The organism is Lolliginicoccus suaedae, assembly GCF_008312885.1.
Lineage (GTDB): Bacteria > Actinomycetota > Actinomycetes > Mycobacteriales > Mycobacteriaceae > Lolliginicoccus > Lolliginicoccus suaedae.
Genome location: NZ_VSSO01000003.1, coordinates 492,104 through 516,529, shown reverse-complemented (window position 1 = coordinate 516,529; position 24,426 = coordinate 492,104). Strand labels below are relative to the sequence as shown.

Here is a 24,426-nt window from a genome sequence, read left to right as displayed (position 1 = left end):
GAGCGCTAGCGCGGGTAGGCGCACGGGCCGCACACCAGGCGCGCTAGCCTCGGGATGTGCGCCAACTGATGCGGAAGCAAGCATCCGGGCAGGATCTCACGGACCGCCCACTGCATGCCCTCGTGGGCGTGGTCCGCATGCCCAAGCTCGATCGCAGCCCCCTGGGCGCCATCACCTGGCGCATCGTTGGCGCGGCGATCGCCGTGGTGCTGACCTCGCTCGTCGTCTATGCCGACCGGGACGGCTACAGCAACTCCCTCGACACGCCCCTGACCTATCTCGACTGCCTCTACTACGCGACGGTCAGCCTCTCGACCACTGGCTACGGCGATATCGCGCCATTATCCCAGTTCGCGCGCGCCACCAACATCTTCCTCATCACCCCGCTGCGGGTGATGTTCTTCATCCTGCTCATCGGCACCACCCTGGAAGTCCTCACCGAGACTTCGCGACAGGCGTGGCGCATCCAACGCTGGAGGGAACGCGTGCGCAATCACATCATCGTTGTCGGATATGGCACCAAGGGCCGCACCGCGGTCGATGCGATGATCGGTGACGGCATCCCCGCCAGCGATATCGTGGTCGTCGACACCGAGAGCGCCGTGCTCGAAGCAGCATCCGCGCGCGGCCTGGTCACCGTGCATGGCTCCGCCACCCGCGCTGATGTGCTGCGGCTCGCGGGGGCGCCCCATGCTCGCTCCATCATCATCGCCACGAACCGCGACGATGCCTCCGTCCTCGCGACGCTCACCGCACGGGAGATCGCCCCGCGCGCGAAGATCATCGCCGCCATCCGGGAGTCCGAGAACACGCACCTGCTCAAGCAATCCGGTGCCGACTCGGTGGTCGTCTCCTCGGAGACAGCTGGCCGACTGCTCGGGATCGCCACCACCACCCCCACCGTCGTGGAGATGATCGAGGACCTGCTCACCCCCGAGCTCGGCTTCGCGATCGCCGAGCGCGCCGTCACCGACGAGGAGATCGGCAGCTCCCCGCGCTCGCTGAAGAACATCGTGCTCGGGGTCGTCCGCGCCGGGAAGCTGCACCGCGCCGACGAGGACATCGCCATGATCGAAGCCGGTGACCGGGTGCTGTTCCTGCGGCACGCGCACCACGAGGCACAGCGGGCCAGCGAGAAGCAGGACACTCGATGAGCTGGCGGGCCCTCGCCCTCGCTCACACCCCGCTGCTCTCCCGCGCCGGGCTCGAGCGGGCCGCCTGGCTGCGTGCCGACCCCGTAGCGCTGCGCGACGGCTGGTCGAGTGCCCTCGTCCTGCGCATGGACGACACCAACCGCGTCCCCATCGACAATGGCGCGCTTCATCTCCAGGCAGCCCTGTCCATCGCTGACGCGCCTCCGGCCGAAGCCGTGCTGATCGCCGTGCTCGATACCGGTGGCGCGCGCCACATCTGGGCCGTCCGGGAGAGCAGCCCGAGCGGGAGCCTCGCTGACCTGCGCTCCACCGGGGCGCTGCTCGACGCGCGAGATGCAGGGCTCTGCACCACGGCGCAAGCAGTCCTGAATTGGCACCGCCACGCACGGTTTTGTCCTCGCTGCGGCGGCACCACCGAACCAGTGCAGGCCGGATGGGCGCGCCGCTGCGTCTCCTGCGGCCGCGAGGACTATCCGCGCACCGACCCGGCCGCTATCTGCCTGGTCCACGACGGCGCCGATCACGTCCTGCTCGGTCGCCAGCCCGCATGGCCGGCGGGCCGCTACTCGCTGCTCGCAGGCTTCGTCGAAGCGGGCGAGTCCGCGGAGGCGTGCGTCGTGCGCGAGGTACGCGAGGAGATCGGGGTCACCGTCGACGACGTCCACTACCTCGGCAGCCAGCCCTGGCCGTTCCCGCGCTCCCTCATGCTGGGATTCCACGCCCGCGCCGACCGACGGGCCCCCGTCGTGCCCGACAGGGACGAGATCGAGGATGCCCGCTGGTTCCACCGCGACGACGTGCGCTTGGCGCTGGCCACAGACGACGACTGGACCACCACCAGACCCGGGCTGCCGTTCACCGCGCCCGGATCGATCTCCATCGCGCGCGGCATCCTCCAATCCTGGGTGCAGCACGAGTAGTCACGGTTCTCCGGAAAGTGAAGATCCAGCCACGTCCGGCGTGGCTGGATCTTCACGATTCGGGTCCGGGACTAGCTGTCGATCAGCGCCTTGACCTGTGCCAGCGACGGGTTGGTCGCGGTCTTGCCATTGGGGAAGCGAAGCGTGGGCACGACGTGGTTGCCGCCATTGATCGAGCCGACGAACTCCGCGGCCTCGGGCTCGAACTCGATGTCGACCTCGGTGAACGCGATGCCAGCCTCGCTCATCTGCTTCTTCAGGCGCAGGCAGAAGCCGCACCAGCTCGTGGTGTACATCGTGACGGTATTCGTAGAGGTCATACCGGCAGTGAACCACGATCCGGGCGGCGCGTATTCCCGCAGCGGCTTCGAAGTGTCAGGGATCGCTGCCATGATGGAGGCCATGTCTCGCCCAACCACCGCCGCGACCCTGCCGCAGGACGACCTTCTCGATGGCCTCGACCCGGAGCAGCGGGCCGCGGTCACCGCGCCCCGTGGACCACTGTGCGTTCTCGCTGGCGCTGGAACGGGCAAGACCCGCACGGTCACCCGCCGCATCGCCCACCTCATCAGCGCGGGGCACGTCTCCGCCGGGCAGGTCCTCGCCGTCACGTTCACCAGCCGCGCGGCAGGGGAGATGCGCACCCGGCTGCGGGAACTCAGTGCCTCCGGTGCCGCCGACCCCACCGCGGGGCTCGTGCAGGCCCGGACATTCCACGCGGCGTCGATGCGGCAGCTGAGGTACTTCTGGCCGCGCGTGATGGGCGAGGTGCCGTGGCAGCTGCTCGACCGCAAGTTCCCCGTCGTGCGGCAGGCGGCGCAGCGCGCGCGGGCCACCACTGATCCCGAGAGCGTGCGGGACTTCGCCGCCGAGATCGAGTGGGCGAAGGCATCGCTGATCGCCCCGGAGGACTATCCCGCGATCGTCGCTGGCCTCGACAGGCAGGTCCCCGCGCCCCCGGAGGTCGTTGCCGCGGTCTACGAGAACTATGAAGCCATCAAGTCCAGCGGCGACACCATGTACCTCGACTTCGATGACCTTCTGCTGTTCACCGCCGGGGCGCTCGAGGACAACGCCGTGGTCGCCGAGGAGTTCCGCGACCGCTACCGCTGCTTCCTCGTCGACGAGTACCAGGACGTCACGCCGCTGCAGCAGCGCGTGCTTGATGCCTGGCTCGGCGGGCGCGATGACCTGACCGTGGTGGGGGACGCCAACCAGACCATCTACTCGTTCACCGGCGCCTCGCCCCGCCACCTGCTCGACTTCACCCGCACCTATCCGGACGCGACGCTCGTGCGGCTGGTGCGTGACTACCGCTCCACCCCGCAGATCGTCGACCTGGCCAACACGGTCATCGGTCAGGCCACCGGCCGCATCGCGGGCATGCGCCTCGAGCTGATCGGCCAGCGCCCGGCCGGGCCCGCGCCGCAGTTCACCGAGTTCGATGACGAGCCCGCCGAGGCCAAGGACGTGGCCCGTCGCATCAGCAGTCTCCTCGCCAGCGGCACCCCGGCCTCCGAGATCGCGATCCTCTTCCGCATCAACGCCCAGTCGGAGGGCTACGAGCAGGCACTGACCGATGCGGGCATCCCGTTCCAGGTGCGCGGCGGCGAGGGATTCTTCCAGCGCGCCGAGATCGTGCAGGCCATGGCCGCGCTGCGGGCCGCCGCCGAGCGCGAGGACCTGCCCGAGGACGCGCCGCTGCCCACCCTCGTGCGCGCGATCCTCGCACCGCTCGGACGCACGCCCCAGCCGCCCTCTGGCCAGCAGGCCCGCGCCAAGTGGGAATCGCTTGTTGCCCTCGAGCGCCTCGCCGAGGAGATCCAGGGGCTTGGTGAGCCATTGAACCTCGTCACGCTCGTCCGTGAGCTCCAGTCCCGCGCCAGCTCGCGGCAACCACCCGTCGTCGACGGCGTCACGCTGGCTTCCCTGCACGCGGCGAAGGGCCTCGAATGGGACGCCGTGTTCCTCGTCGGCATCACCGAGGGAACGCTGCCGATCAGCCACGCGCTCGGTGAGCGCGGCAGCGGCGGCCTGCCCGAGGCGATCGAGGAGGAACGACGACTCTTCTACGTCGGCATCACCCGGGCCCGCGAGCACCTCGCCATTTCCTGGGCGCAGTCGCGCAGCGCGGGCGGCAGGCGCACCCGCAAGCCCTCCCGGTTCCTCGACACCCTGCTGCCCCAGCAGCGCGCAGCCACAGCCGCCAAGAAGCGCCCCGCGCGCAGCGTCACCGTCCCCGAGATGGACGAGGGACTGTTCGCCGCGCTGAAGGACTGGCGCCTCAACGCCGCGAAGGAGCAAGGCGTGCCCGCGTTCGTCGTGTTCACCGACGCCACGCTCTCCGCCATTGCTGCGGAACGCCCGGGCTCCGAGTCCGAGCTCGTGGCGCTGCCTGGGATCGGCCCCGCCAAGCTCGAGCGGTATGGCGCCGACGTGCTCGCCGTCGTCGCGAACTACTAGCCGGGGCGGGACCTGGTGCCGCGGCGGATCGGTGCCGCTGGTGCGGGAGCTGGTGCCGTCGGTGCCGCTACGGCTGGAGGTCCGCCAAATGCGATAGAAGCTGCCGGAACCCTGGCTCGATTTCTATCGCGTTTGCCAGTTTCCGGTGCTTCTGCCGCCGCGCATCACCGGGCCGACCGCCGCGCGAGGTCCAGCGGCAGTCCTGTGCTAGTCGCGTTATTGCAGGTCAAAAATGGGTTGTGCCGTCCGCGGCGCCATCGTAATGTTGAAGACACCACCGCGGCGCACACGCGTTCGCAGCGTGGAAACCCCATCCCGTCCTTGGGAAACCCGCACTGGGCCTCGAAGCCCCAGGCAGGACAACGGCAAGGCACGGAGAGCGAGAAGGAGACAACGACATGAACAGTGCCAGCATGCACGCGGTCAATGGCGCCAACGCCACCGCCGGTGTTGCAGCTCGCGCTATCGTCGCTGCCCTCCCGCCCCGTACCGAGGTACCCGTAGGAGCCCAGCACGTTCGGCGCGGCACGATCGACGCCGCCCGTGTGCGCACCGGTTTCCCAAGGTCCACAGAGCCGTTCTTCCTGCACCAACGCTAGCCAGACCAGCACTAGAGGTCACCCTAGCGGTGCGGGGGGCGCTCGAAGCCTCCCGAGCATGCTCGTCAGCGCAGCTCAGCGCGACGCTCCCCGGAGGCATCCGCCCCACCGGTTCCTGATGCGACCTTGGCATTCACTGGCCCTTTCACTGCCTCGAATACCAAGGACATCCCCATGCATACTCTTGTTGACGACCATTCCACTGATCTGCACCAGCTAGGCAAGCTGCTCACCATGGCTCGCCCCGCGCGGGCGCTTCCTTGCCACACCGCCGACCCCGACCTCTGGTTCGCGGCCGACCCGGCCGACCTCGAGCGGGCTAAAGCACTGTGCACCAGTTGCCCCATCAAGCAGCATTGCCTGCAAGCCGCCCTCGACAGGGAGGAACCGTGGGGCGTGTGGGGCGGTGAGATCCTCGACCAAGGTGCCATCATCGCCCGGAAACGGCCGCGCGGCCGACCCCGGAAGGCTGCCTGAGGACTTGCCTACGCCGAGCCTGCGAGCTCCGGAACCCGGTGCCGCATGATCGCGCCCATCGGCACGGAGGCCTCGAGCTGGCACAGGATCGCCACGGTGCTCACCAGCACCCGGTGGATCATCATGTACTGCGCGGGCATCGCGAATGCCCGCGCAGTACGAAATTCAGTACTGCGCCAGTCCGCGTACAGGCCGGACATGCCGCGCATCCAGTCACGGGTGAAATCGAACATCTCGTCGCGCAGCATGTTCAGCATGGGATCGAGGAAGCCCGCTAGATCCGCCGGATCCGGGCCGCGATCGGCCCGCAGGTACCCGGCATCGACCAGCGCATCGATCAAGCCGCGGAAGTCACTGGCCAGGCCCAGCTTGATCAAGCGAACCAGCTCGGGCGGGAAGCCACCCGGAGTGCGGATCACCGCGCCGAAATCCAATACGCCCAGGCGTCCATCCGGGCGAATCATGAAGTTCCCCGGATGCGCATCCACATGCAGCATTCCCGCCACTCCGGGGGAGGACAGCACGAAGTCCGCGAGCAAGCCCGCCGCGTGCGCCCGCTCCACCTCGCTGCCCCGCGCGATCACCCGGGACAGTGGCACGCCCTCCATCCACTCCGAGACCATCACCTTCGGCGAGCTCGCCACCACACGTGGCACCCGCACTCCCGCGCTGCTTGCATAGGACTCGGCGAACGCGCGCTGATTGTCGGCCTCGAGCCGGTAATCGAGCTCCTCGACGGTACGGTCGGTCAGCTCATCGACGAGCGCGCGCACATCAACACCAGGAGCGAAGGGCTTCATCAACGGCGCGAGCCGCCGGATCTGCCGCAAGTCCGAGCGCAATGCCTCATCAGCCCCCGGATACTGCACCTTCACCGCCACCTCGCGGCCGTCATGCCACGTCGCGCGATGCACCTGCCCAATGCTCGCCGAGGCCGCGGGCAAGTCCTGGAAATCCGTGAACCGCTCCGGCCAGCGCCTCCCGAGCTGCTCATCGAGGACGCGATGCACCTGCCGAGAGGAGAGCGGAGGAGCATCACGCTGCAATCGCGTCAACGCATCCCGGTATGGCCCTGCTAGCTCCTCGGGCACCGCGGCCTCGAACACGCTCAGCGCCTGGCCGATCTTCATCGCCCCGCCCTTGAGCTCGCCGAGGACGGCGAACAACTGCTCCGCTGCCTTCGCCGACATCTCCGCCGATACCTGGGCGCCGTCCTGGCCCGTCAACCGGCGCCCCCAGCCAGCGGCAGCCCGCCCGGCGTAGCCAAGCGGGAGACTGGCCAGGCGGGCCGAGCGCGCAGCACCACTACGAGGAATCTCAGACACACACCCATCATCCAGGAAACATCCGCGCCTGCCCATGAGCGCCACGGCATCATGTGGCATCCCAGCACCGGCAGAGCGGGTGGCGCGGCCATTGCCGCAGCGTCGTCGAGCCATCGCGCGGGTCGATCTCCACGGTGCTGCCGAGCACATCCAGATTGGGCCAGCGCATCGCTCGCGCATCTGTGGCCTCGCGACAGGCGTGCGCCACGGCGTCGATCTGCGCGAGCGCGTACCCGATGGTGGTGTGGAGGGTGGCTGGGCCTGCCGCCGCGGTGGTGCTAGCGAGCTGTGCGGCGACATAGGGCCAGGCCGGGTCCTTGTCGGTGCGGAAGAGGTCCGCGCACCGCGAGCAGCTCGTGTTGCCCGGCAGCACGAGCGGGCCGATCATTCCTTGCTGGTCGCGTGTGCGCACGAGAAGGTGCGGCAGCCCGGCGATGGCGAGCATGTCGGTGAGGCGGGGCGGGAACAATGGCTGGTCGGCCAGTATCACGAGTGCGGTGGCATCCTCTTCGATCAGGTGCTGCGCCCGATCGGGCTCGGGATAGCGGCGCACGCGAATGCCGAGCCGTGGCAGTGCCGTGCCCAGGGCGTCGGATAGTGGCCCATGCCCGACCACACTCATGCTGATCGGGGGCTGGTGGCTGTTCCGCTGCGAACGGGAGACAGCGATGCCGAGATCCGCTAGTGCCTCGAGGGCGGTGAGGAGAAGTTCCTGGGGCACTCCTGCTTTCCGGGCGCGGGCGAGCAGCTGGCTCAGCGGGCGGCTGCCATCGGCGAGGCGGAGCAGCCGCGCGACCACCTCGGGGGGCACGTCCGAGGGGATGACGATCGATGCAGCGGTGTCCGGGTTCCAGCCCACCTGCACCATCGGACCGGGTCGCACAAGGACGGGCCGCGCTGCGTCGATGACCGGGAACTGGTTCATGCCAGGGACCGGGGCCCCGATGCTGCCAGTGGCATCCGTGTGGCTTTCAGGCCCGGCAGGGGAGGGGCGGATCGCTGTCATGGTCAGCAAGGATTGCATGCCCGATACCTGCGAAAGCAGGGTTATCCACAGCCTTGTGGCAATGCCGTGAGTTGTCCACAAATTCTCTGAGACGGAACCACGCGCGGGGCGTGCCTGTGCCGGGAGCGCGCAGATCTATATCCTGTGTGTCATGAGTGACGGCGCGCAGCATGATCGCACGGCCGCAGGCGCACGGCCCTCCACGTCGAAGGCAGTCCGCGAGCAGCATTCCTCGCCCGAGCTGACGCTAGCAGCGGTGACCAGCCTCGACACCCAGGAAGCTCGCGATGACCACGGGAGACCTCCAGCATTGCAGGACGCCACGCCTGCGCCTCCAGCGGTGGAGGTGCGGCGTAGCACGCGCAGGCGCAAGACAGTGAGCGCGCGGCGCGAGGGCGATCGGATCATCGTCCTCGTGCCGAGCGGGCTATCGACGGCGGTGGAGTCCGAGCTCGTTGATCGGATGATCTCCAAGCTGGAGAAAGCCGATCAGCGGCGGGCGCTCGGCAATCACGGCGACGACAGCGAGCTCCACGATCGTGCAGTGCGACTATCGCAGCGGTGGCTCGGCGGGACGGCCGTGCCCCGGAGCGTGGTGTGGGTACCGGCGATGCGTACCCGCTGGGCGTCATGCACGCCTGACGATGCCACGATCCGGGTCAGCTCGCTGCTGCGGGCCGTTCCGGACTATGTGCTCGACTACGTCCTCGTGCACGAGCTCGCTCACCTCGTGGTCCCAGGTGGCCATCCGCCCGAGTTCTGGGAGCTGGTGGATCGCTACCCGCGCACCGAGCGCGCGATCGGATTCCTCGAGGCATACTCGCGCATGAGCAGCATGTCGACCGCGAGCGATACCGCCGTGGGCTAGGTGGTCGCGACGCAGGGGCCTTTCCTCGTGGAAAGGCCCCTGGGAGGCGAGAAGCGAGGCAGCTCGGCTGGTTCAGCCCCGGGGCTGCTCGCCGCCGTTCTCGTCGCTGCCACTGTCGTCGCCGCCACGGTTCTCGTCGCTGTCGCTTTCCCGGCCCTGCTCTTCCTGGCCCCGCTCTTTCCGGCCCTGAGCTTCGCGCTCGGAGCGTTCCCGCTCCTCGGTGCGCTGCAGCTCAGCGATTGGATCGTCGAACGCCGAGGTGTCGCCGCCGCCGACGGTGCGGTCGACGAATCCAGCAGGGTCGTTGAGATCGCTGGAGTCAGGCAGCAGGTCAGGGTGCGCCCACACGCCGTCGCGCTGCTCCAGGCTGCCGAAGGCGGCAAGCTGGGACCATAGCTGGGTTGCTTCCCGGATCCGGCGTGGCCGCAGCTCGAGGCCAACGAGGTTCGCGAACGTCTGCTCCGCTGGACCACCCGAGGCGCGGCGCCGGCGCAGTGTCTCGGCGAGCGCCGAGGTCGACGGGATCCGGTCATGCAGCGCGCTGGTGACGACAGCCTCGACCCATCCCTCGATGAGGGCGAGCATGGTCTCGAGACGGTCGAGCGCGGCCTTCTGCTCGGGCGTGGTCTGTGGCTCGAACACGCCCTGCGAGAGGAGGTTCTCGATCTCGGCGGGATTGGTCAGCGCGGACGGGTCGATGTTGCGCGCTGCTTCCTCGATGGCGCTGATATCGATGGTGATGCCGCGGGCGTATTCCTCGACGGCAGCGAGGATGCGGCTGCGCAGCCACGGCACATGGCTGTAGAGGCGCTGGTGGGCTGCTTCACGGGCCGCGAGGAACACGAGGACCTCGCGGTGCGGCACGTCGAGCCCCTCGCTGAAGCCAGCGATGGCCTCGGGCAGCAGCGCCGCGGTGCCGGCCGGGCCGAGCGGGATCCCGATATCGGTGGAGGACAGGACGGACTTCGCGAGGTGGCCGAGCCCCTGGCCGAGCTGTGAACCGAACGCCGCGCCGCCCATCTGCCGGACGATGCCCATCATGGGGCCGATCAGGTTCTTGGCCTCCTCCGGCATCGCGCCGACCCACATGCCCGACATCTGCTCGGCCACGGGGTCGCATAGCTGGGGCCAGGTGGGCAGTGTGTTGTCGAGCCAGTCCACGGGGGTCCAGGCAGCGGTGCGCTGGGCGCCCGATGGCAGCGTGGTGACGCCGTCGAGCCAGACATCCGCGAGCTTGACGGCTTCAGTGACCGCCTGCCGCTGCGACTCGCTCACCGGCGAGAACGAGCCCAAGTGCTGCCGCGCGACGTTCTGCGCGAGCGAATAGTTCACCGGGCTACCTTGCTCGCCGCCGCCCTGGCCCATGCTGCTGCCCATCCCGGAGAGCATCTGGCCGAACTGGCTGAGCATCTTGCCGAGCGACGCGGGATCGAAACCGCCAGCGCCGCCGAGGCCGAACTGGCTGAACGGATCACCAGCGGGCCCGCCGCCTGTCCCGCCCGTGTCGCCGCCCTGGCCGCGGCCGGAGCTGCCCGACCCGGACGAGCCGCTCTTGTCCTTGTCGCGGCGCTCGGGGTCGTCGTCGGGGTTGGAGAAGCCAAAGGGCGAGTCGGTCATGTTTCCACGGTACAAGGCACCGCGGGGCCTCCGCCGCCCCCGCTCGGGATTACCGTGACGCCCTGCGCGAACACCTGCGCCTCGGCCGCCCTAGGGCACGGTGCCAGCCGTGCGGCGCAGCGTGGAGGCGGATCGAGCCCGCGGCCCGCAGTGGTGTTGTTCACACTGCATCGCGGCGCCGGAGCGCGACACCGCGCGGACCCTCTACCCTGGGCAGGGTGAACCGCCGGATCGTGACGCTCATCGTAGCGCTGGTGCCCATCGTTGTCTTCGGACTCATCGGGGCCAACGCAACCGTTCCCTATGCAGCGATGGGGCCCGGGCCCACGATCAACGCGCTCGGGGATCTCGATGACAAGCCCATCATCGCGCTCGAGGGCGTGGAGTCCGACGAGACGGCCGGGAACTTCAACCTCACCACGGTGGCGGTGCGCACCGGGCTCACCTTGTTCGACGCGGTCGGGTTCTGGCTCAGTGGCCGCGATGGGATCGTGCCGATCGACGAGGTGATCCCACCTGGGCGCACCAACGATGAGATGCGCGAGATCAACAGGCTGGAGTTCGAGCGCTCGGAATCCACTGCGGAGGTCGCCGCGCTGCGCTACCTCGACTATCCGTTCGTCGTCACGGTCGCGGGATTCATCGAGGACAGTCCCTCGTCGAGCCTGCTCAAGGAGGGCGACATCCTCACCAGCGTCAACGGGGAGCCTGTGGTGTCGGCGGTGGACGTCCCGGACCAGCTCGCGGGGTTCGCGCCGGGCGAGCCCGTCACTGTCGGGTTCACACGCGATGGCGTCGCGGGCGAGGCGACGATCCCGCTGGGCTCGCACCCGGAGGAGGATAAAGGCATCCTGGGCATCTCGGTGGCCGACGAGCCCCTCGTCGACTTCGACGTGACCTTCAACGTCGATGGCGTGGGTGGCCCGTCTGCGGGCCTCATCCTCAGCCTGGCCCTGATCGACAAGCTCTCGCCGGGCGAGCTCAATGGTGGTCGCTTCATCGCCGGCACCGGCACCATCGATTCCGCGGGCAACGTCGGCCCGATCGGTGGCATCCGCTACAAGCTCATCGCGGCGAAGGAAGCCGGGGCGAGCGAGTTCCTCGTGCCCGCGGATAATTGCAGCGAGGCAAGCGCGCATGCTGTGGAGGGGCTCGAGCTCGTTCGGGTGGAGCGGCTCGCCGATGCAGTCGGTTTCCTCGAGGATCTCGAAGCTGGCCGGGACGTCCCCACCTGCTGACGCGCGAGCCCGGGACGCCAGTCGAGCGCGGTGCCGTGCAGGATCTGTCGCATTCCGTACAGTTGTGGGTGACTAGTGATCGCAATCGCGGCGCCTAGGCGCCGCCAGGAACGTATGGAGTTGCACTCGTGGGCATACGGCCCCCTTCAGGTGTACCGTCCTTGTCCCGCCGCAGCCGGATCCTGATCGTGCTGGCCGCCATCGGCGGCATCTTGCTCGCGGTGGGTCCCCGGTTCATCGACACCTATGTCGATTGGCTGTGGTTTGGCGAGGTCGGCTACCGCAATGTCTTCACGACCGTGCTGGTATCGAGGCTCGTGCTGTTCCTCGCTGTCGCCGTGATCGTGGGGCTCATCATCTTCGCCGCGCTCCTCGTGGCCTATCGCACCCGGCCGGACTTCGCGCCGAGCAATCCCAACGATCCCGTCGCGCGCTATCGCGCTTCGGTGAACTCCCGGCTCAAGCTGTTCGGCATCGGTATCCCCGTCGTGCTCGGCGCGATGGCGGGGCTTGTCGCGCAGGGCAACTGGACGACGGTGCAGTTGTTCCTCAACCGCCAGGAGTTCGGCATCGATGATCCCGAGTTCGGGCTCGATGTCGGCTTCTACGCTTTCTCGCTGCCGTTCTACCAGCTAGTGCTGAACTGGTTGTTCGTCGCCGCGGTCATGGCGTTCTTCCTCAACCTCGTCGCGCACTACATCTACGGCGGGCTGCGCCTCGACACCACTGATCGCAAGCTCACCAACGCTGCCCGCATCCAGCTCGCTGTGATCGCTGGCACGTTCGTGCTGCTCAAGGCAGTCGCCTACTGGTTCGATCGCTACACGCTGCTCTCGAGCAGCCGCAAGGAGCCCACCTTCACCGGCGCGGGCTTCACGGACATCAACGCGGTGCTTCCGGCCAAGCTGATCCTGCTCGCGATCGCCGTGATCTGCGCCCTTGCCTTCTTCGCCGCGATCGTGCTGCGCGACCTGCGCATCCCCGCCCTCGCGGCCGGGCTGCTGCTGCTGTCCTCGGTCGTGGTCGGCGCGATCTGGCCACTGCTGATGGAGCAGTTCTCCGTGCGGCCCAACGCGGTCGAGCGCGAGAGCCCCTACATCGAGCGCAACATCGACGCCACGCGCGATGCGTATGGCATCAATCCGGACCGCATCGACTACGTCGACTACTCCGGGGTGGGCACGCAATCGCCGACCGAGAGTCAGACGGATATCACGACGATCCAGAACATCCGCTTGCTGGATCCGAACGTCCTTTCTCGGACCTTCACGCAGCAGCAGCAGCTGAAGAACTTCTTCGGCTTCCCTGAGCAGCTCAGCATCGACCGGTACGAGATCGATGGCAAGCTGCAGGACTACATCGTCAGCGTGCGCGAGCTCAACCCCACCCAGCTAGCCGCGAACCAGCAGGACTGGATCAATAAGCACACCGTGTACACCCACGGCAACGGCTTCGTCGCGGCTCCTGCGAACCGGGTCAATGCAGCGGTGCGCGACGCCGAGAGCTCCGACAGCGGCTACCCGATCTACACCGTCAGCGATATCACCGCCGACGAGCGCGACAACCAGGTCATCCCGGTGGATCAGCCGCGCATCTACTTCGGCGAGCTCATCGCGCAGATGGATCCCGATTACGCCATCGTTGGACACAGTGACGGCGCGACCGCGCGCGAGTACGACACCGATGCCCTGCGCTACACCTACACCGGTGAGGGCGGCGTGCCCGTCGGCAACTGGGTCAACCGGCTCGCGTTCTTCGCGAAGTACTCCCAGCGCAACATCCTGTTCTCCGAGGTGATCGGACCGGACTCGAAGATCCTGTTCAAGCGGGATCCCCGGGACCGTGTCGAGGCCGTCGCGCCGTGGCTCACCCCTGATAGCAAGACCTACCCGGCCGTCATCGACGGGCGCATCAAGTGGGTAGTCGATGCATACACCACGCTGGACAACTACCCGTACGCGCAGCGCTCCACCCTCGACAGCCTCGTGCAGGACAGCCTCAGCGCGGATGCCGTCCGGCCCTTGCCGCCGAAGGAGGTCTCCTACATCCGCAACGCGGTCAAGGCCACCGTCGATGCGTATGACGGCTCCGTGACCCTGTACGAGTGGGACGAGGAGGATCCCGTCCTGCAGGCATGGATGGGAGTCTTCCCGGACACGGTGCGCGAGAACAGCGAGATCAGCGATGATCTGCGCGCGCACTTCCGCTACCCCGAGGACCTGTTCAAGGTGCAGCGCGAGATGCTCGCCAAGTATCACGTCGACGAGCCCATCGAGTTCTTCACCAACAACGCGTTCTGGTCCGTGCCCAGCGATCCCACCGTGGAGACCGGGCGCCCTGACCAGCCGCCGTACTACGTGCTCATGGGTGACCCGGGCGGCGGTGCCTCCTTCCGGCTGACCAGCCCGATGGTGGGCTTCAACCGCGAGCTCCTCGCCTCGCACATCTCGGTCAGCTCGGACCCCGGCAACTATGGACGGTTCACGATCCGCGAGCTGCCCACTGATACCCAGACGCAGGGCCCGCAGCAGGCGCAGAACGCCATGACATCGGATACCCGAGTTGCCTCGGACCGGACGCTGCTCGAGCGATCGAACAACCTGATCTACGGCAACCTGCTCACCCTGCCGATCGGCAATGGCGGCATCCTCTACGTCGAGCCGCTTTACACCGAGCGAAAGGTCAGTGGCAACACCGCGTTCCCGCAGCTCGCCCGCGTCATGGTCAGCTACCGGGGCCAGGACGGCCGCATCCGCATCGGATACGACTCCACCCTCGCGGCAGCGCTCGGCCAGGTGTTCGGTCCCGAGACCGCGGGCATCGCGACTGCTCCCGGTGGTGACGTGACGCGCAGCGAGACCGCGCTCGAGGCCGGCGAGGACCTCGAGGGCGACCTGCCTGCCGATCCGGAAGCGGGGAGCACGGAGGACGAGGGCACCGAGGAGCAGCTCATCGCACCACCACTGGATTCCGCGCCGGACGATGTGGTCGCCGAGCTCGACGCCGCGCTCGAGAACCTGCGCAACGCGCAGCGCGACGGCAACTTCAGCGACTTCGGTGCTGCGCTCGAGCGGCTCGACCAGGCCGTCGAGGCGTACCAGAACTCCGGAGGGAACTGATCGCACGACAATGATCCGCTAGCGCGGGGCACTGCGGCCACTGGTCGCGGTGCCCCGTTCTGGTGTGGTGGGGAAATAGGCGGCTCGAACGCATGATCCGACCCTGGCCGGAACGCGGTGCGATGACGGAAAAACGGCCCTGAACAGTGGTTTTCGCACCGATTTGCAATGGGTCGGAGCCTCCATGTAACGTTGCATTCACCAACGCGGGGTGGAGCAGCTCGGTAGCTCGCTGGGCTCATAACCCAGAGGTCGCAGGTTCGAATCCTGTCCCCGCTACTCAACGAAGACCCCCTCCCTACGGCATGCAAGTGCCCGGGGAGGGGGTCTTTCGCTTTTTGTGAGGCCACTCCGTTCTCACCGGTGACATGCAAGCGTGGGTGTTGACCGAGGTGTGCAGTTCTGTGGCAATGCCCCCACACTGTTGCCTGGACACGTCGTCCGTGTTCCCTGTGGTACGGTGCCGCGATCCAGGCATGGAGCGATAGAGAGGATGCTCATATGGGCCGCTACCCGCGGATTCCCTTCGACGATGCCATCGTCGTGCTCGCTGGCGTGCTGGACAGCGCCACGCGCACCCTTGTCGAGGAGCTCCACGAGCTCGGTGCGATCGTGTGGCTCGGTACCGACGATGTCGCGCATGCGGCAGCCATCGCGGACGAGCTGGGCCCCGGCGTCTTCGTGCACGAGGTGGATCTAGCATCCAGTCAGTCCTGGGAAGGCTTCCGGGGGCGCGTGCTCGACGTCCACGACCGCATCGATGCAGCTGTCCTGAACCCTCCCGTTCCCGCGCCGCGCAGCTTCCTCGAGGACACGGGCGACGCGGGCGATGTCGGCGCCGACGAGATGGTGCGGATCGTCACGCTGGGACTGCGTGCAATGGCTCGGGCCATGGCGCGGTCCGGCCGGGGGCACGTGGTCGCTCTAGCGCCGGTCAGTGGTATCTCGCTTGCTCCGGGCCAGGCGGCGAGCGGAGCGGGGGCGGCAGGAATCCTGGCGATGTGCCGATCGGTGCGGCTCGAGCTGCGTGCCGCCGGCGTGAGCGTCACCGCTTTGCTCGCGGCGAGCGGGCCGGAGGACGTCGCGCACGCTGTGCTGAGGTCCTGGGAGGCGCGACCAGCGCAGATGGTGGTGCCGCGCTACATGCGGGCGTGGGCGCTCGTGCAGCGATTGCTTCCTGATCCGCTCGTCATCGCCATCGCGCGCCGCTGGTCGGTCGCGCAGCCCCAGGGCGCGCTCGTGTGACCTGGCCCTTGTAGGCGGGGAGGTGTCACGGTTCACACACGATTCGCGTACTGTTATCACGAATCGGCAGCGCTCAGCAGCAATGTCCGTTATCGTTTCGTGATGGTTCGAGGTGAAGGGGGCACTCCTTGGCGGGCAGCGTGAACGATGGCCAGACCGATCCAGGTCCGGCCGATCCCGGGGCGGCAGGCACGAATCAGCGTGCCGCATCGGACGCAGGCATCGTGACGGCAACCGTTGCGGCACCACCCGCCCGAGCGCGGTTCCGGATCCCGACGACCGTTCTCGCGGTCGCCATCGCCCTCAGTTCCACCGCAGTAGCAGGGGTTCTCGCCGCCCAGGTATCCGGGAGCAGCGGCGGGGCGCAAGCCGTTGTGGCCCCACAGGAACCCACGCGCGGAGCAGTGAGCGCCGCGAGCGCTAGCGGACCGCTGCGGCCAGACCAGCCCGCCCCCGGCAACCACCAAGGTGCTGCGCCCGCCGCCCCCGCTGAGAATGCGGAAGGCGCGGAAGCGGCAGAGGCCCCTGCCGGCGAGCCGACCGAGGCTGCAGCTCCAGTCGAACCTCCAGCGCCGAACCAGGTTCCAGCTCCCGGCAATATCGCCCTGCCCGAAGCGGTAGCCAGGCCCTTCGCCATCGGCCCCACATACGGTGGCATCCTTTCCTCGGACTTCGGCCCGCGCTGGGGCGAGTTCCACTACGGCATCGACATCGCCGCTCCGCTCGGATCCGCGGTCCTCGCCGTCACCGATGGCGTCGTCCTCGAGGCCGGGCAGGCGCAAGGCTTCGGCCTCTGGGTGCGCGTCACCCAGGACGACGGAACCGTCGGTGTCTACGGCCACGTTGATCGCTATCTCGTCCAACCGGGCCAGCGGGTCCAGGCAGGCGACATGATCGCCACCGTCGGCAACCGCGGCCACTCCACCGGACCCCACCTGCACTACGAGGTGCGCAAGACCGATGGCACGCCCATGAGCCCCCGTCACTGGCTCGCCCAGCGCGGTGTCTGGCTGAACTAGCTCGGCCGGTGGCTGGTGCCCTGGCGGCGGCTGGGTCGCCGCAGGGCCGCCGGTGGCAAAAGCACCAGAAACTGCTAAACGCGATAGAAGTCCGACTGGGATTTCCCGCATCTTCTATCGCGTTTGCGGCCGAGGAGCGGCGCGCAGGCCCCACGCCAGGCCAAGCCCCGTTCAGCGCCGCTGGGGCTCCGGCAGTTCCAGCCCACGCTCGACCAGCACCTCGCGCAGCACGTCGGGGTAGTCGGTGATGATGCCGTCCACTCCGTCATCGAGGAGCTTGCGCATCGTCGCCGCATCGTTGACCGTCCACGGGATCACTTCGAGGCCTGCCCCATGGGCGCGATCCACGAGGTCTGCGGTCACGAAGGGCTCATAATCCTCGTCGGTCACTGCACCGTCCTGCGGGAAGCCGTGCACGGGGGAGATCGCTGCCGCGCCGATCGAGGCAGCAGCGGCCACCAGATCGCCGGCGAAGTCGTCGATATCGAGGCCCCCGAGCCACGGCGATGCCCCAGGCTGGTCGACCTCGAGGAAGTCCCCATTGGTGAGCGCGACCAGTGGCAGCTCGGGGAACTCCGCGCGCATCGCGGTGAGCGCGCCCCAATCGAAGCTCTGGATCATCACTTGATCGGCCATGCCGCTGGCGCGGACCTCGTCGGCGACCACCTCGACGAACTGCTCGCGCGGCGCTGTCTCCCCGGGCGCGGCCGCCTCCACCTTCGTCTCGATATTGAGCATCACGTCGGTGGCGCCATAGTCACGGACGAGCGCGAGCACATCGGCGAGCAGCGGCATGCGCTCGCCGGGCACCACCACTTGGCCCGTGCGGCCCGTGAGAGCGAGGCTGCCGCAATCGAGCGTCTGTACCTGCGCGAGGGTGAGGTCACGGATGTACTTGCCCACGTAGGGGAACTGGGGATCGTCGGCGCGAGCGGGCGCGGTGTCCTGGCACTTGCTGGGGGAGACCTGGCGGTCGTGGGTCACGACGGCCGCCCCGTCCGCGGTGATCTGCACGTCGAGCTCGAGAGTGCTCACACCTAGCTCGAGGGCGTTGGCGAACGCGGGGATCGTGGATTCCACCATGAGGCCGAGGCCGCCACGGTGCGCCTGGATGTCGAATCGCTCGGTGGGTGACCCGGACGCGGCTTCTGGCTCAGGCGTGGCGCCTGGCGAGTTGTCCGAGGCATCAGCGCACCCAGTGGCAGTTCCGGCAGCGAGCAGCAGGCTGGCAGCGATGAGGACGGGACGAGGCATCATGGTTGCTGATCCTGCGGGGTCGCTTCGTCGCCGGGATGAACGTGGCATGGCCCCGGAATGACGATTGCCCCGCCCCTGGTGCGGGGCGGGGCAATCCGGGCGTCACTACCGTTGCTGGTCCTCGATGGACTAGCGCTAGCGGGCGTGGCCCGCAGGGATCACTTCAGCTCGGCGGAGGACTTGCCGAGGAGGCGGCGAGCCACGATGAGCTGCTGGATCTGCTGGGTTCCCTCGAAGATGTCGAGGATCTTCGAGTCGCGCGACCACTTCTCGAGCAGCGGACGCTCGGAGTAGCCGAAGCTGCCGGCGAGCTCGACGGCGCGGAGGGTGACCGCGGTGCCGGTGCGGCCGGCCTTCGCCTTGGCCATGGAGGCCTCGAGCGAGTTGGGCTTCTTGTTGTCGGCCATCCAGGTTGCCTTCATCGACAGCTGGTAGGCGGCTTCCCAGTCGGACTCGAGGGTGAGGAACTCGGCCGCGGCGGCGTGCTGCGAGAACGCGGGGGCGTTGTAGTCGATCTCGACACCGGCTTCGCTGAGGATGCTGCGCAGCTCCTCGAGCGCGGCGCGGGCACAGCCGATGGCCATGCCAGCGACGAGCGGCCGGGTGTTGTCGAAGGTGGCCATGACGCCGCCGAAGCCCTTCTTGACGTCAACCTCGGGGCTGCCGAGGATGTGGTCGAAGGGGATGCGGCAGTTCTCGAGCATGATCGTCGCGGTGTCGGACGACCGGATGCCGAGCTTGTGCTCGAGTCGCGCGACGGTGATGCCGGGGGCGTCCTTGGGGACCACGAACGACTTGATGGCGGCGCGGCCCTTGGACTTGTCCACCGATGCCCACACCACGACGTGGGTGGAGCGTCCGCCGGCGGTGACGAAGATCTTCTCGCCGTTGAGGACCCACTCGTCGCCATCCTGGACGGCGGTGGCGGTGACGGCGGCCGAGTCGGAGCCGAAGCTGGGCTCGGTGATGGCCATGGAGGCCCATACCTTGCCGAACTGCTCGAGCTGCTCATCAGTGGCGACCGAGGCGATCGCGGAGTTGCCGAGGCCCTGGTAAGGGATCGACAGGGTGAGGCCGACGTCGCCCCAGCAGGTCTCGATGACGTTCATCAGGGCGGACATGTTGCCGCCGTTGATGTTGCCTTCCTTGGTGGGCTTCCCGTCGCGACCGAGGGTCGCGCCAGCCGCGCCGCGGCCAGCGTCGGCCATGCCCTCGACGAGGCTGGCCATGGTGTCGAGCTCGACGGGGCGCTCATGCTCGGCGAGGTCGTACTTGCGGGAGATGGGGCGGAAGATCTCCGCCGCTGCCTGGTGGGCCTGGTTGGAGGCCGCCACCAGCTTCTTGGGGAGTTCGAGATTGATCATGTTGAGTCTCCAGGCTTTTCAGGAGGGAACGGCTAGAGGACGACGACGCCTTCGGCGACACCGATGGCGCGCAGGTCGCGGTACCAGCGCTCGACGGGGTGCTCCTTCGTGAAGCCGTGGCCACCGAGGAGTTGGACGCCGTCCAGGCCGATCTGCATGCCCTTCTCGGCCGAGATGCGGCGGGCGAGGGCTGCCTCGCGGTCGAAGGAGAGGCCCTGCTCGGCGCGCGAAGCGCCGCGCCAGGTCACCAGGCGCATGCCCTCGAGCTCGATGCCGATGTTGGCGACCATGAATGCCACGGACTGGCGGTGGCTGATCGGCTCGCCGAAGGCGACGCGCTCGTTGACGTAGGGGATCACGTAGTCGAGGACGGCCTGGCTGGTGCCGCAGGCGAGCGAGGCCCAGCCGAGGCGGGACAGCTGGATGATGTCCTGGTAGTCCTTGGCGCGGCTGCTGGCATCGCCATCGCCGAGCAGTGCCGACTCGGGCACGACGACGTTGTCGAGGTTCAGGCGGCCGATGCCGGCGGCGCGCAGGCCCATGCTGGGATCTGCTTCGACGGTGAGGCCGGTCGCGTCGGACTCGACGATGAAGAACGCCGGCTTTCCGCCGAGGTCAGCGGCGACGAGGAACAGCTCGGCCGAGGAGGCGATCGGCACGAGGCTCTTCACGCCCTGCAGGGTGTAGCCGCCCGCTGCGCGGTTGGCCTTGGTCTGCAGATCGAACGGGTTGAACAGCGCGCGGGGCTCGTTCACGGCGACGACCGCGCCGGGAACGTTCTCGCCGGCGAACGAGGGCAGGAAGGTCTGCTGCTGCTCGTCGTTGCCGAACTGGGTGAGCGCGACAGCGAAGCCGCTGGGCGCGAGGATCGGCAGGGCGAGGCCCATGTCGCCGTGGGCGAGAGCCTCGGCGACGAGCGAGTTGGTGATCGCTCCCCGCTCGGAGGCAGCGCCCTCGAGCTCCTCGGGCACGTTGATGAGGGTGATGCCGAGCTCGGCGGAGCGGGCGATCAGGTCAGCGGGCGCAGCGGCTGCCGCGTCGGCGTCGTGGGCGGCCGGGCGCAGGATCTCTCCAGCGAAGTCCTTCACCGTGTCGACGATCATCTGCTGCTCGTCGCTCGGGGTGAGGTCGTAGAGGCCCTTCTTCTTGGCCTCGGAGTCGGGGAGCCGCTTGGGCTGCCCGCCGCCGGAGACCTTCTTGAAGGTCCGGGTGGCCGAGCCGAGGGTCTGGAAACCAGTCTTGGTGGCCTGGTACGCGACCCGATCGATCGGCTTGCGGAGGTTGTACTTCTCGGCGAGGCTCGACCCGGTCAGGGTGGTCAGCACGCGCATGGCGGTGCCGATAGCGTCACGCTTGACGGGGTTGAGGCCCACGGCGGAGGTGGAGCTTTGCGAGGCACCACCATTTGGGTTCTTCTTGCTCATGATCTCCAGCTATTCGTGAGAGAAGGGTCAGTGTGCTCGCTATCTTACCCATGAGTAAGTTATGTGCGCGAGGGGCTCGCCAATCTTGCCTGGACGTGTTGGCGAACTCACTTAAAGCTATCGAGTGTGACGGCGTGCAGGAGGCCGTTTGAGCCAACCGCGCTTCCGCCGTGCGGGCCAGGTGTCCCGTCGAGCGATGTGAAGGCCCCGCCAGCCTCGCGCAGCAGGATGTCGAGGGGGGCGAGGTCCCATAGGGACACCTCGGGCTCGGCGGCGATATCGACGGCGCCCTCGGCGACGAGGCAGTAGGAGTAGAAGTCGCCGAAGCCGCGCACGCGCCATACCGCATCGGTCAGGTCCAGGAGCTGCTCGCGGTTGCCGCGCTCCTTCCAGCCGCTGAGGCTCGAGAGCGAGAGGCTGGCCGAGGCGAGGTCGGCTACGGCGGACACCTGGATTCGGCGGGCGGGGCCGCCGAGCGCGGTCGCGTGGGCGCCCTGGCCGGAGCTTGCCCACCAGCGCCGCGACAACGCGGGCGCGCTGACCGCTCCGACCGTGGGGATGCCGTCCTCGAGCAGCGCGATGAGGGTCGCCCAGACCGGCACGCCGCGCACGAAGTTCTTGGTGCCGTCGATGGGGTCGATGATCCATTGGCGGCCGGCGAAGGTGGCGGTGCCGCCGAACTCCTCCCCGAGGATGGCATCGCCGGGGCGCTCGGTGGCGAGGGTGTCGCGAAGCGCGCGTTCCACGGCGAGGTCGGCGTCGGAGACAGGGGTGAGGTCGGGCTTGCTGTCGATGCGCAGGTCGAGGGCCCCGAACCGGTCGAGGGTGATCGTATCGGCCTGGTCGGCGAGAGCGAGGGCGAGGGCGAGATCGGCGGCGAGGTCGGTCATGGGGAGCACGCTACTCGCAGGGTCGCGCGGCCCGGGCTTGTGCATGAGGAATGAAAACCATTATCGTTAATGGGGTGAACGCAGCCCCCGCCATACCTGTCACCGTGCTCTCCGGCTTCCTCGGCGCCGGCAAGACCACCCTGCTCAATCATGTCCTCGCCAACCGGGAGGGCCGCAAGGTCGCCGTCATCGTCAACGACATGAGCGAGATCAACATCGACTCCCAGCTCATCGACGGCCCGATAGCGGGGGAGGCCCGCCTCGACCGCACCGAGGAACGCCTCGTCGAGCTCACCAACGGCTGCATCTGCTGCACCCTGCGCGAGGACCTCGTCGAATCCGTCGCCGCGCTCGCCCGCGCCCGGAAGTTCGACCACATCCTCATCGAGTCCACCGGCATCTCCGAGCCCATGCCCGTCGCCGCTACCTTCGAATGGACCTTCGAGGACGGGTTCCGGCTCGGCGATCTCGCGCGCATCGACACCATGGTCACCGTCGTCGACGTCTCCACGTTCCTCGGCGAGCTCGCGCGCGGCAACCGGCTCGCCGACCGCGGCCTCGCCGCCGGGGATGGTGATGAGCGCGGCATCTCCGACCTCCTCGTCGACCAGGTCGAGTTCGCCAACGTCATCGTGCTCAGCAAGACCGACCTCGTCACCGAAGGCGTCGCCGGCGTCGTGGAATCCACCATCCGCCACCTCAACCCCCGCGCCCGCATCCTGCGCGCCAGTCATGGCCGCGTCCCGCTCGCCGAGATCCTTGACACCGGCCTGTATGACCCCGGCGCCGCTGCCGAGGCCGACGGATGGGCCGAGGAGCTCGCCTCCGGCCACACGCCCGAGACGGAGGAGTACGGCATCAGCAGCGTCATCTTCCGGGCGGACCGACCCTTCCACCCCGAGCGGCTCGCCCGCGCCATCGACGGGCTCAAGGGGGTACTGCGCAGCAAGGGATTCTGCTGGCTCGCCAGCCGGTCGGAGCACGCGGCCGTCTGGTCACAGGCCGGGCCCAACCTCATCATCGAGCCAGCCCAGCCCTGGGACTCCGTGGACATCCCGCCCGGCCAGGAGATCGTGCTGATCGGGCTCAAGCTCGACCGCAACGATCCCCGCGAGCTCCTGCGGGCCGCGCTGCTCACCGATTCGGAGCTCGCGAGCGGTCCAGCAGCCTGGCGCGGATACCCCGACCCGCTGCCCGCCTGGGTGGCCCATGCGCACGCGCGATGAGCAGCATGCAGGGCATCCGCCGTGGGTTAGGTAGGCTGGGGGACTGTGCAACCTGACGTTTCCGCAGACATCGCTGACCTCGACACCACGCTGAAGACCGTCGAGGCGGTCGTCGACGTCGAGGAGCTGCAAACCCGCATCCGGGAGCTCGAGGACCAAGCCGCCTCGCCCGACCTCTGGGACAACCAGGAGCACGCCCAGCACGTCACCAGCCAGCTCGCCTACGCCCAGGGCGAGATGCGTCGCCTCTCCGGGCTCCGCCAGCGCCTCGACGACCTGCCCATCATGTACGAGCTCGCCGAGGCCGAGGAGGGCGACGCCGCCAGCGAGGCGCTCGCCGAGGCCGACGCCGAGCGGACAGCGCTGCGCGGGGACATCGAGCTGCTCGAGGTGCGCACCCTCCTCTCCGGCGAGTACGACCAGCGCGAGGCCCTCGTCAACATCCGCTCCGGCGCCGGGGGCATCGACGCCGCGGACTGGGCCGAGATGCTCATGCGCATGTACGTCCGCTGGGCCGAGAAGCACGACTACAAGGTCGAGGTCTACGACATCTCCTACGCCGAGGAAGCCGGCATCAAGAGCGCCACCTTCGCCGTCAAGGCCCCCTACATGTATGGGACCCTCTCGGTGGAGCAGGGCACCCACCGGCTCGTGCGCATCAGCCCCTTCGACAACCAGGGCCGCCGCCAGACCTCCTTCGCCGAGGTCGAGGTGCTGCCCGTCGTCGAGACCACCGACCACATCGAGATCCCCGACACCGAGCTGCGCGTCGACGTCTTCCGCTCCTCCGGCCCCGGTGGACAGTCCGTCAACACCACCGACTCCGCAGTGCGCCTCACCCACCTCCCGACCGGCATCGTCGTCTCCTGCCAGAACGAGAAGTCGCAGCTGCAGAACAAGGCCGCGGCGCTGCGCGTGCTCCAGGCCAAGCTGCTCGCCCGGAAGAAGCAGGAGGAGCGGGCCGAGCTCGACGCGCTGAAGTCCGACACCGGATCCTCCTGGGGCAACCAGATGCGCTCCTACGTGCTGCACCCCTACCAGATGGTCAAGGACCTGCGCACCGAGCTCGAGGTCAACAACCCCTCCACCGTCCTCGACGGAAACATCGACCGCTTCATCGAGTCGGGCATCCGCTGGCGCATGCGCGATACCTCCGCCGAGTAGCCACGCGTACGAGGGGTCCAGCGCTCCAAGGTGCCCCAGGAGCGCGCGGGA

19 protein-coding genes and 1 tRNA gene are annotated in these 24,426 nt (G+C 68.2%); 12 read left to right on the top strand and 8 right to left on the bottom strand.

Annotation, left to right across the window (positions count from 1 at the left end; translation table 11 throughout):
* The first annotated feature begins 68 nt into the window (after positions 1 to 68).
* Positions 69 to 1,154 carry a potassium channel family protein gene (locus FXO18_RS11515; protein ID WP_149361332.1) on the top strand — a complete coding sequence of 362 codons (1,086 nt, stop codon included), beginning with the start codon at positions 69 to 71 and terminating at the stop codon, positions 1,152 to 1,154.
* Positions 1,151 to 2,074, top strand: coding sequence for an NAD(+) diphosphatase (gene nudC / locus FXO18_RS11510; RefSeq protein WP_149361227.1), 924 nt, complete (start codon positions 1,151 to 1,153; stop codon positions 2,072 to 2,074). Before FXO18_RS11515 ends, nudC begins: the two co-directional genes overlap by 4 nt.
* Positions 2,075 to 2,145: 71 nt before the next feature.
* On the opposite strand, the gene FXO18_RS11505 is transcribed toward nudC, so the two are convergent.
* Positions 2,146 to 2,394 carry a mycoredoxin gene (locus FXO18_RS11505; protein WP_149361226.1) on the bottom strand — a complete coding sequence of 83 codons (249 nt, stop codon included), beginning with the start codon at positions 2,392 to 2,394 and terminating at the stop codon, positions 2,146 to 2,148.
* Positions 2,395 to 2,476: 82 nt separating this feature from the next.
* Between FXO18_RS11505 and FXO18_RS11500 the strand changes: the two genes are divergently transcribed.
* Both FXO18_RS11500 and FXO18_RS11495 read left to right on the top strand, forming a co-directional pair.
* The gene (locus FXO18_RS11500) at positions 2,477 to 4,537 is read left to right on the top strand and encodes an ATP-dependent helicase (RefSeq protein ID WP_149361225.1); all 2,061 of its coding nucleotides are present in this window, start codon (positions 2,477 to 2,479) and stop codon (positions 4,535 to 4,537) included.
* Between the two features lie 833 nt (positions 4,538 to 5,370).
* Positions 5,371 to 5,613 (top strand): WhiB family transcriptional regulator, encoded by a 243-nt coding sequence (locus tag FXO18_RS11495; protein WP_187774336.1) that lies wholly within the window; start codon positions 5,371 to 5,373, stop codon positions 5,611 to 5,613.
* An 8-nt stretch (positions 5,614 to 5,621) separates the two neighbouring features.
* Here the strand turns inward: FXO18_RS11495 and FXO18_RS11490 are convergent, their stop codons facing one another.
* Positions 5,622 to 6,938 (bottom strand): ABC1 kinase family protein, encoded by a 1,317-nt coding sequence (locus FXO18_RS11490; protein WP_223114704.1) that lies wholly within the window; start codon positions 6,936 to 6,938, stop codon positions 5,622 to 5,624.
* Between the two features lie 49 nt (positions 6,939 to 6,987).
* A complete protein-coding gene (locus FXO18_RS11485; protein ID WP_149361223.1) occupies positions 6,988 to 7,962 on the bottom strand; it encodes a cyclodehydratase in 975 nt (324 codons plus the stop codon).
* A 133-nt stretch (positions 7,963 to 8,095) separates the two neighbouring features.
* Between FXO18_RS11485 and FXO18_RS11480 the strand changes: the two genes are divergently transcribed.
* A complete protein-coding gene (locus tag FXO18_RS11480; protein WP_187774326.1) occupies positions 8,096 to 8,812 on the top strand; it encodes a M48 family metallopeptidase in 717 nt (238 codons plus the stop codon).
* Between the two features lie 72 nt (positions 8,813 to 8,884).
* Here the strand turns inward: FXO18_RS11480 and FXO18_RS11475 are convergent, their stop codons facing one another.
* Entirely contained in the window at positions 8,885 to 10,429 is a 1,545-nt protein-coding gene (locus FXO18_RS11475; RefSeq protein WP_149361222.1) for a zinc-dependent metalloprotease, read from the bottom strand.
* Positions 10,430 to 10,647: 218 nt separating this feature from the next.
* Here FXO18_RS11475 and FXO18_RS11470 point away from each other — a divergent pair, with 218 nt between their 5' ends.
* The 5 genes from FXO18_RS11470 to FXO18_RS11450 all read left to right on the top strand — a co-directional run bounded on the left by FXO18_RS11470 (position 10,648) and on the right by FXO18_RS11450 (position 17,050).
* Positions 10,648 to 11,667, top strand: a complete 1,020-nt coding sequence (locus FXO18_RS11470) for a YlbL family protein (RefSeq protein WP_149361221.1) — start codon at positions 10,648 to 10,650, stop codon at positions 11,665 to 11,667.
* Between the two features lie 128 nt (positions 11,668 to 11,795).
* Entirely contained in the window at positions 11,796 to 14,786 is a 2,991-nt protein-coding gene (locus FXO18_RS11465) for a UPF0182 family protein (protein WP_149361220.1), read from the top strand.
* A 205-nt stretch (positions 14,787 to 14,991) separates the two neighbouring features.
* A tRNA-Met gene (locus tag FXO18_RS11460) sits at positions 14,992 to 15,065 on the top strand.
* A 222-nt stretch (positions 15,066 to 15,287) separates the two neighbouring features.
* On the top strand, positions 15,288 to 16,031 hold the full coding sequence (locus FXO18_RS11455; RefSeq protein WP_149361219.1) for an SDR family NAD(P)-dependent oxidoreductase: 744 nt from the start codon (positions 15,288 to 15,290) through the stop codon (positions 16,029 to 16,031).
* A 224-nt stretch (positions 16,032 to 16,255) separates the two neighbouring features.
* Positions 16,256 to 17,050 (top strand): M23 family metallopeptidase, encoded by a 795-nt coding sequence (locus FXO18_RS11450; protein ID WP_187774325.1) that lies wholly within the window; start codon positions 16,256 to 16,258, stop codon positions 17,048 to 17,050.
* A 171-nt stretch (positions 17,051 to 17,221) separates the two neighbouring features.
* Here FXO18_RS11450 and FXO18_RS11445 read toward each other — a convergent pair whose 3' ends face one another.
* The 4 genes from FXO18_RS11445 to hisN form a co-directional block, all read right to left on the bottom strand.
* Entirely contained in the window at positions 17,222 to 18,307 is a 1,086-nt protein-coding gene (locus FXO18_RS11445; RefSeq protein WP_223114702.1) for a glycerophosphodiester phosphodiesterase family protein, read from the bottom strand.
* Between the two features lie 158 nt (positions 18,308 to 18,465).
* Positions 18,466 to 19,671, bottom strand: a complete 1,206-nt coding sequence (locus FXO18_RS11440) for an acyl-CoA dehydrogenase family protein (RefSeq protein ID WP_149361218.1) — start codon at positions 19,669 to 19,671, stop codon at positions 18,466 to 18,468.
* A gap of 32 nt (positions 19,672 to 19,703) precedes the next feature.
* Positions 19,704 to 21,095 carry an acyl-CoA dehydrogenase family protein gene (locus tag FXO18_RS11435; RefSeq protein ID WP_149361217.1) on the bottom strand — a complete coding sequence of 464 codons (1,392 nt, stop codon included), beginning with the start codon at positions 21,093 to 21,095 and terminating at the stop codon, positions 19,704 to 19,706.
* Between the two features lie 107 nt (positions 21,096 to 21,202).
* Complete coding sequence (gene hisN, locus FXO18_RS11430) at positions 21,203 to 21,985, bottom strand: histidinol-phosphatase (RefSeq protein WP_149361216.1); 783 nt, start codon at positions 21,983 to 21,985, stop codon at positions 21,203 to 21,205.
* Between the two features lie 50 nt (positions 21,986 to 22,035).
* Here hisN and FXO18_RS11425 point away from each other — a divergent pair, with 50 nt between their 5' ends.
* Positions 22,036 to 23,211, top strand: a complete 1,176-nt coding sequence (locus FXO18_RS11425; RefSeq protein WP_149361215.1) for a GTP-binding protein — start codon at positions 22,036 to 22,038, stop codon at positions 23,209 to 23,211.
* 45 nt (positions 23,212 to 23,256) lie between these two features.
* The gene (gene prfB, locus FXO18_RS11420; protein ID WP_149361214.1) at positions 23,257 to 24,375 is read left to right on the top strand and encodes a peptide chain release factor 2; all 1,119 of its coding nucleotides are present in this window, start codon (positions 23,257 to 23,259) and stop codon (positions 24,373 to 24,375) included.
* Positions 24,376 to 24,426 lie beyond the last annotated feature (51 nt).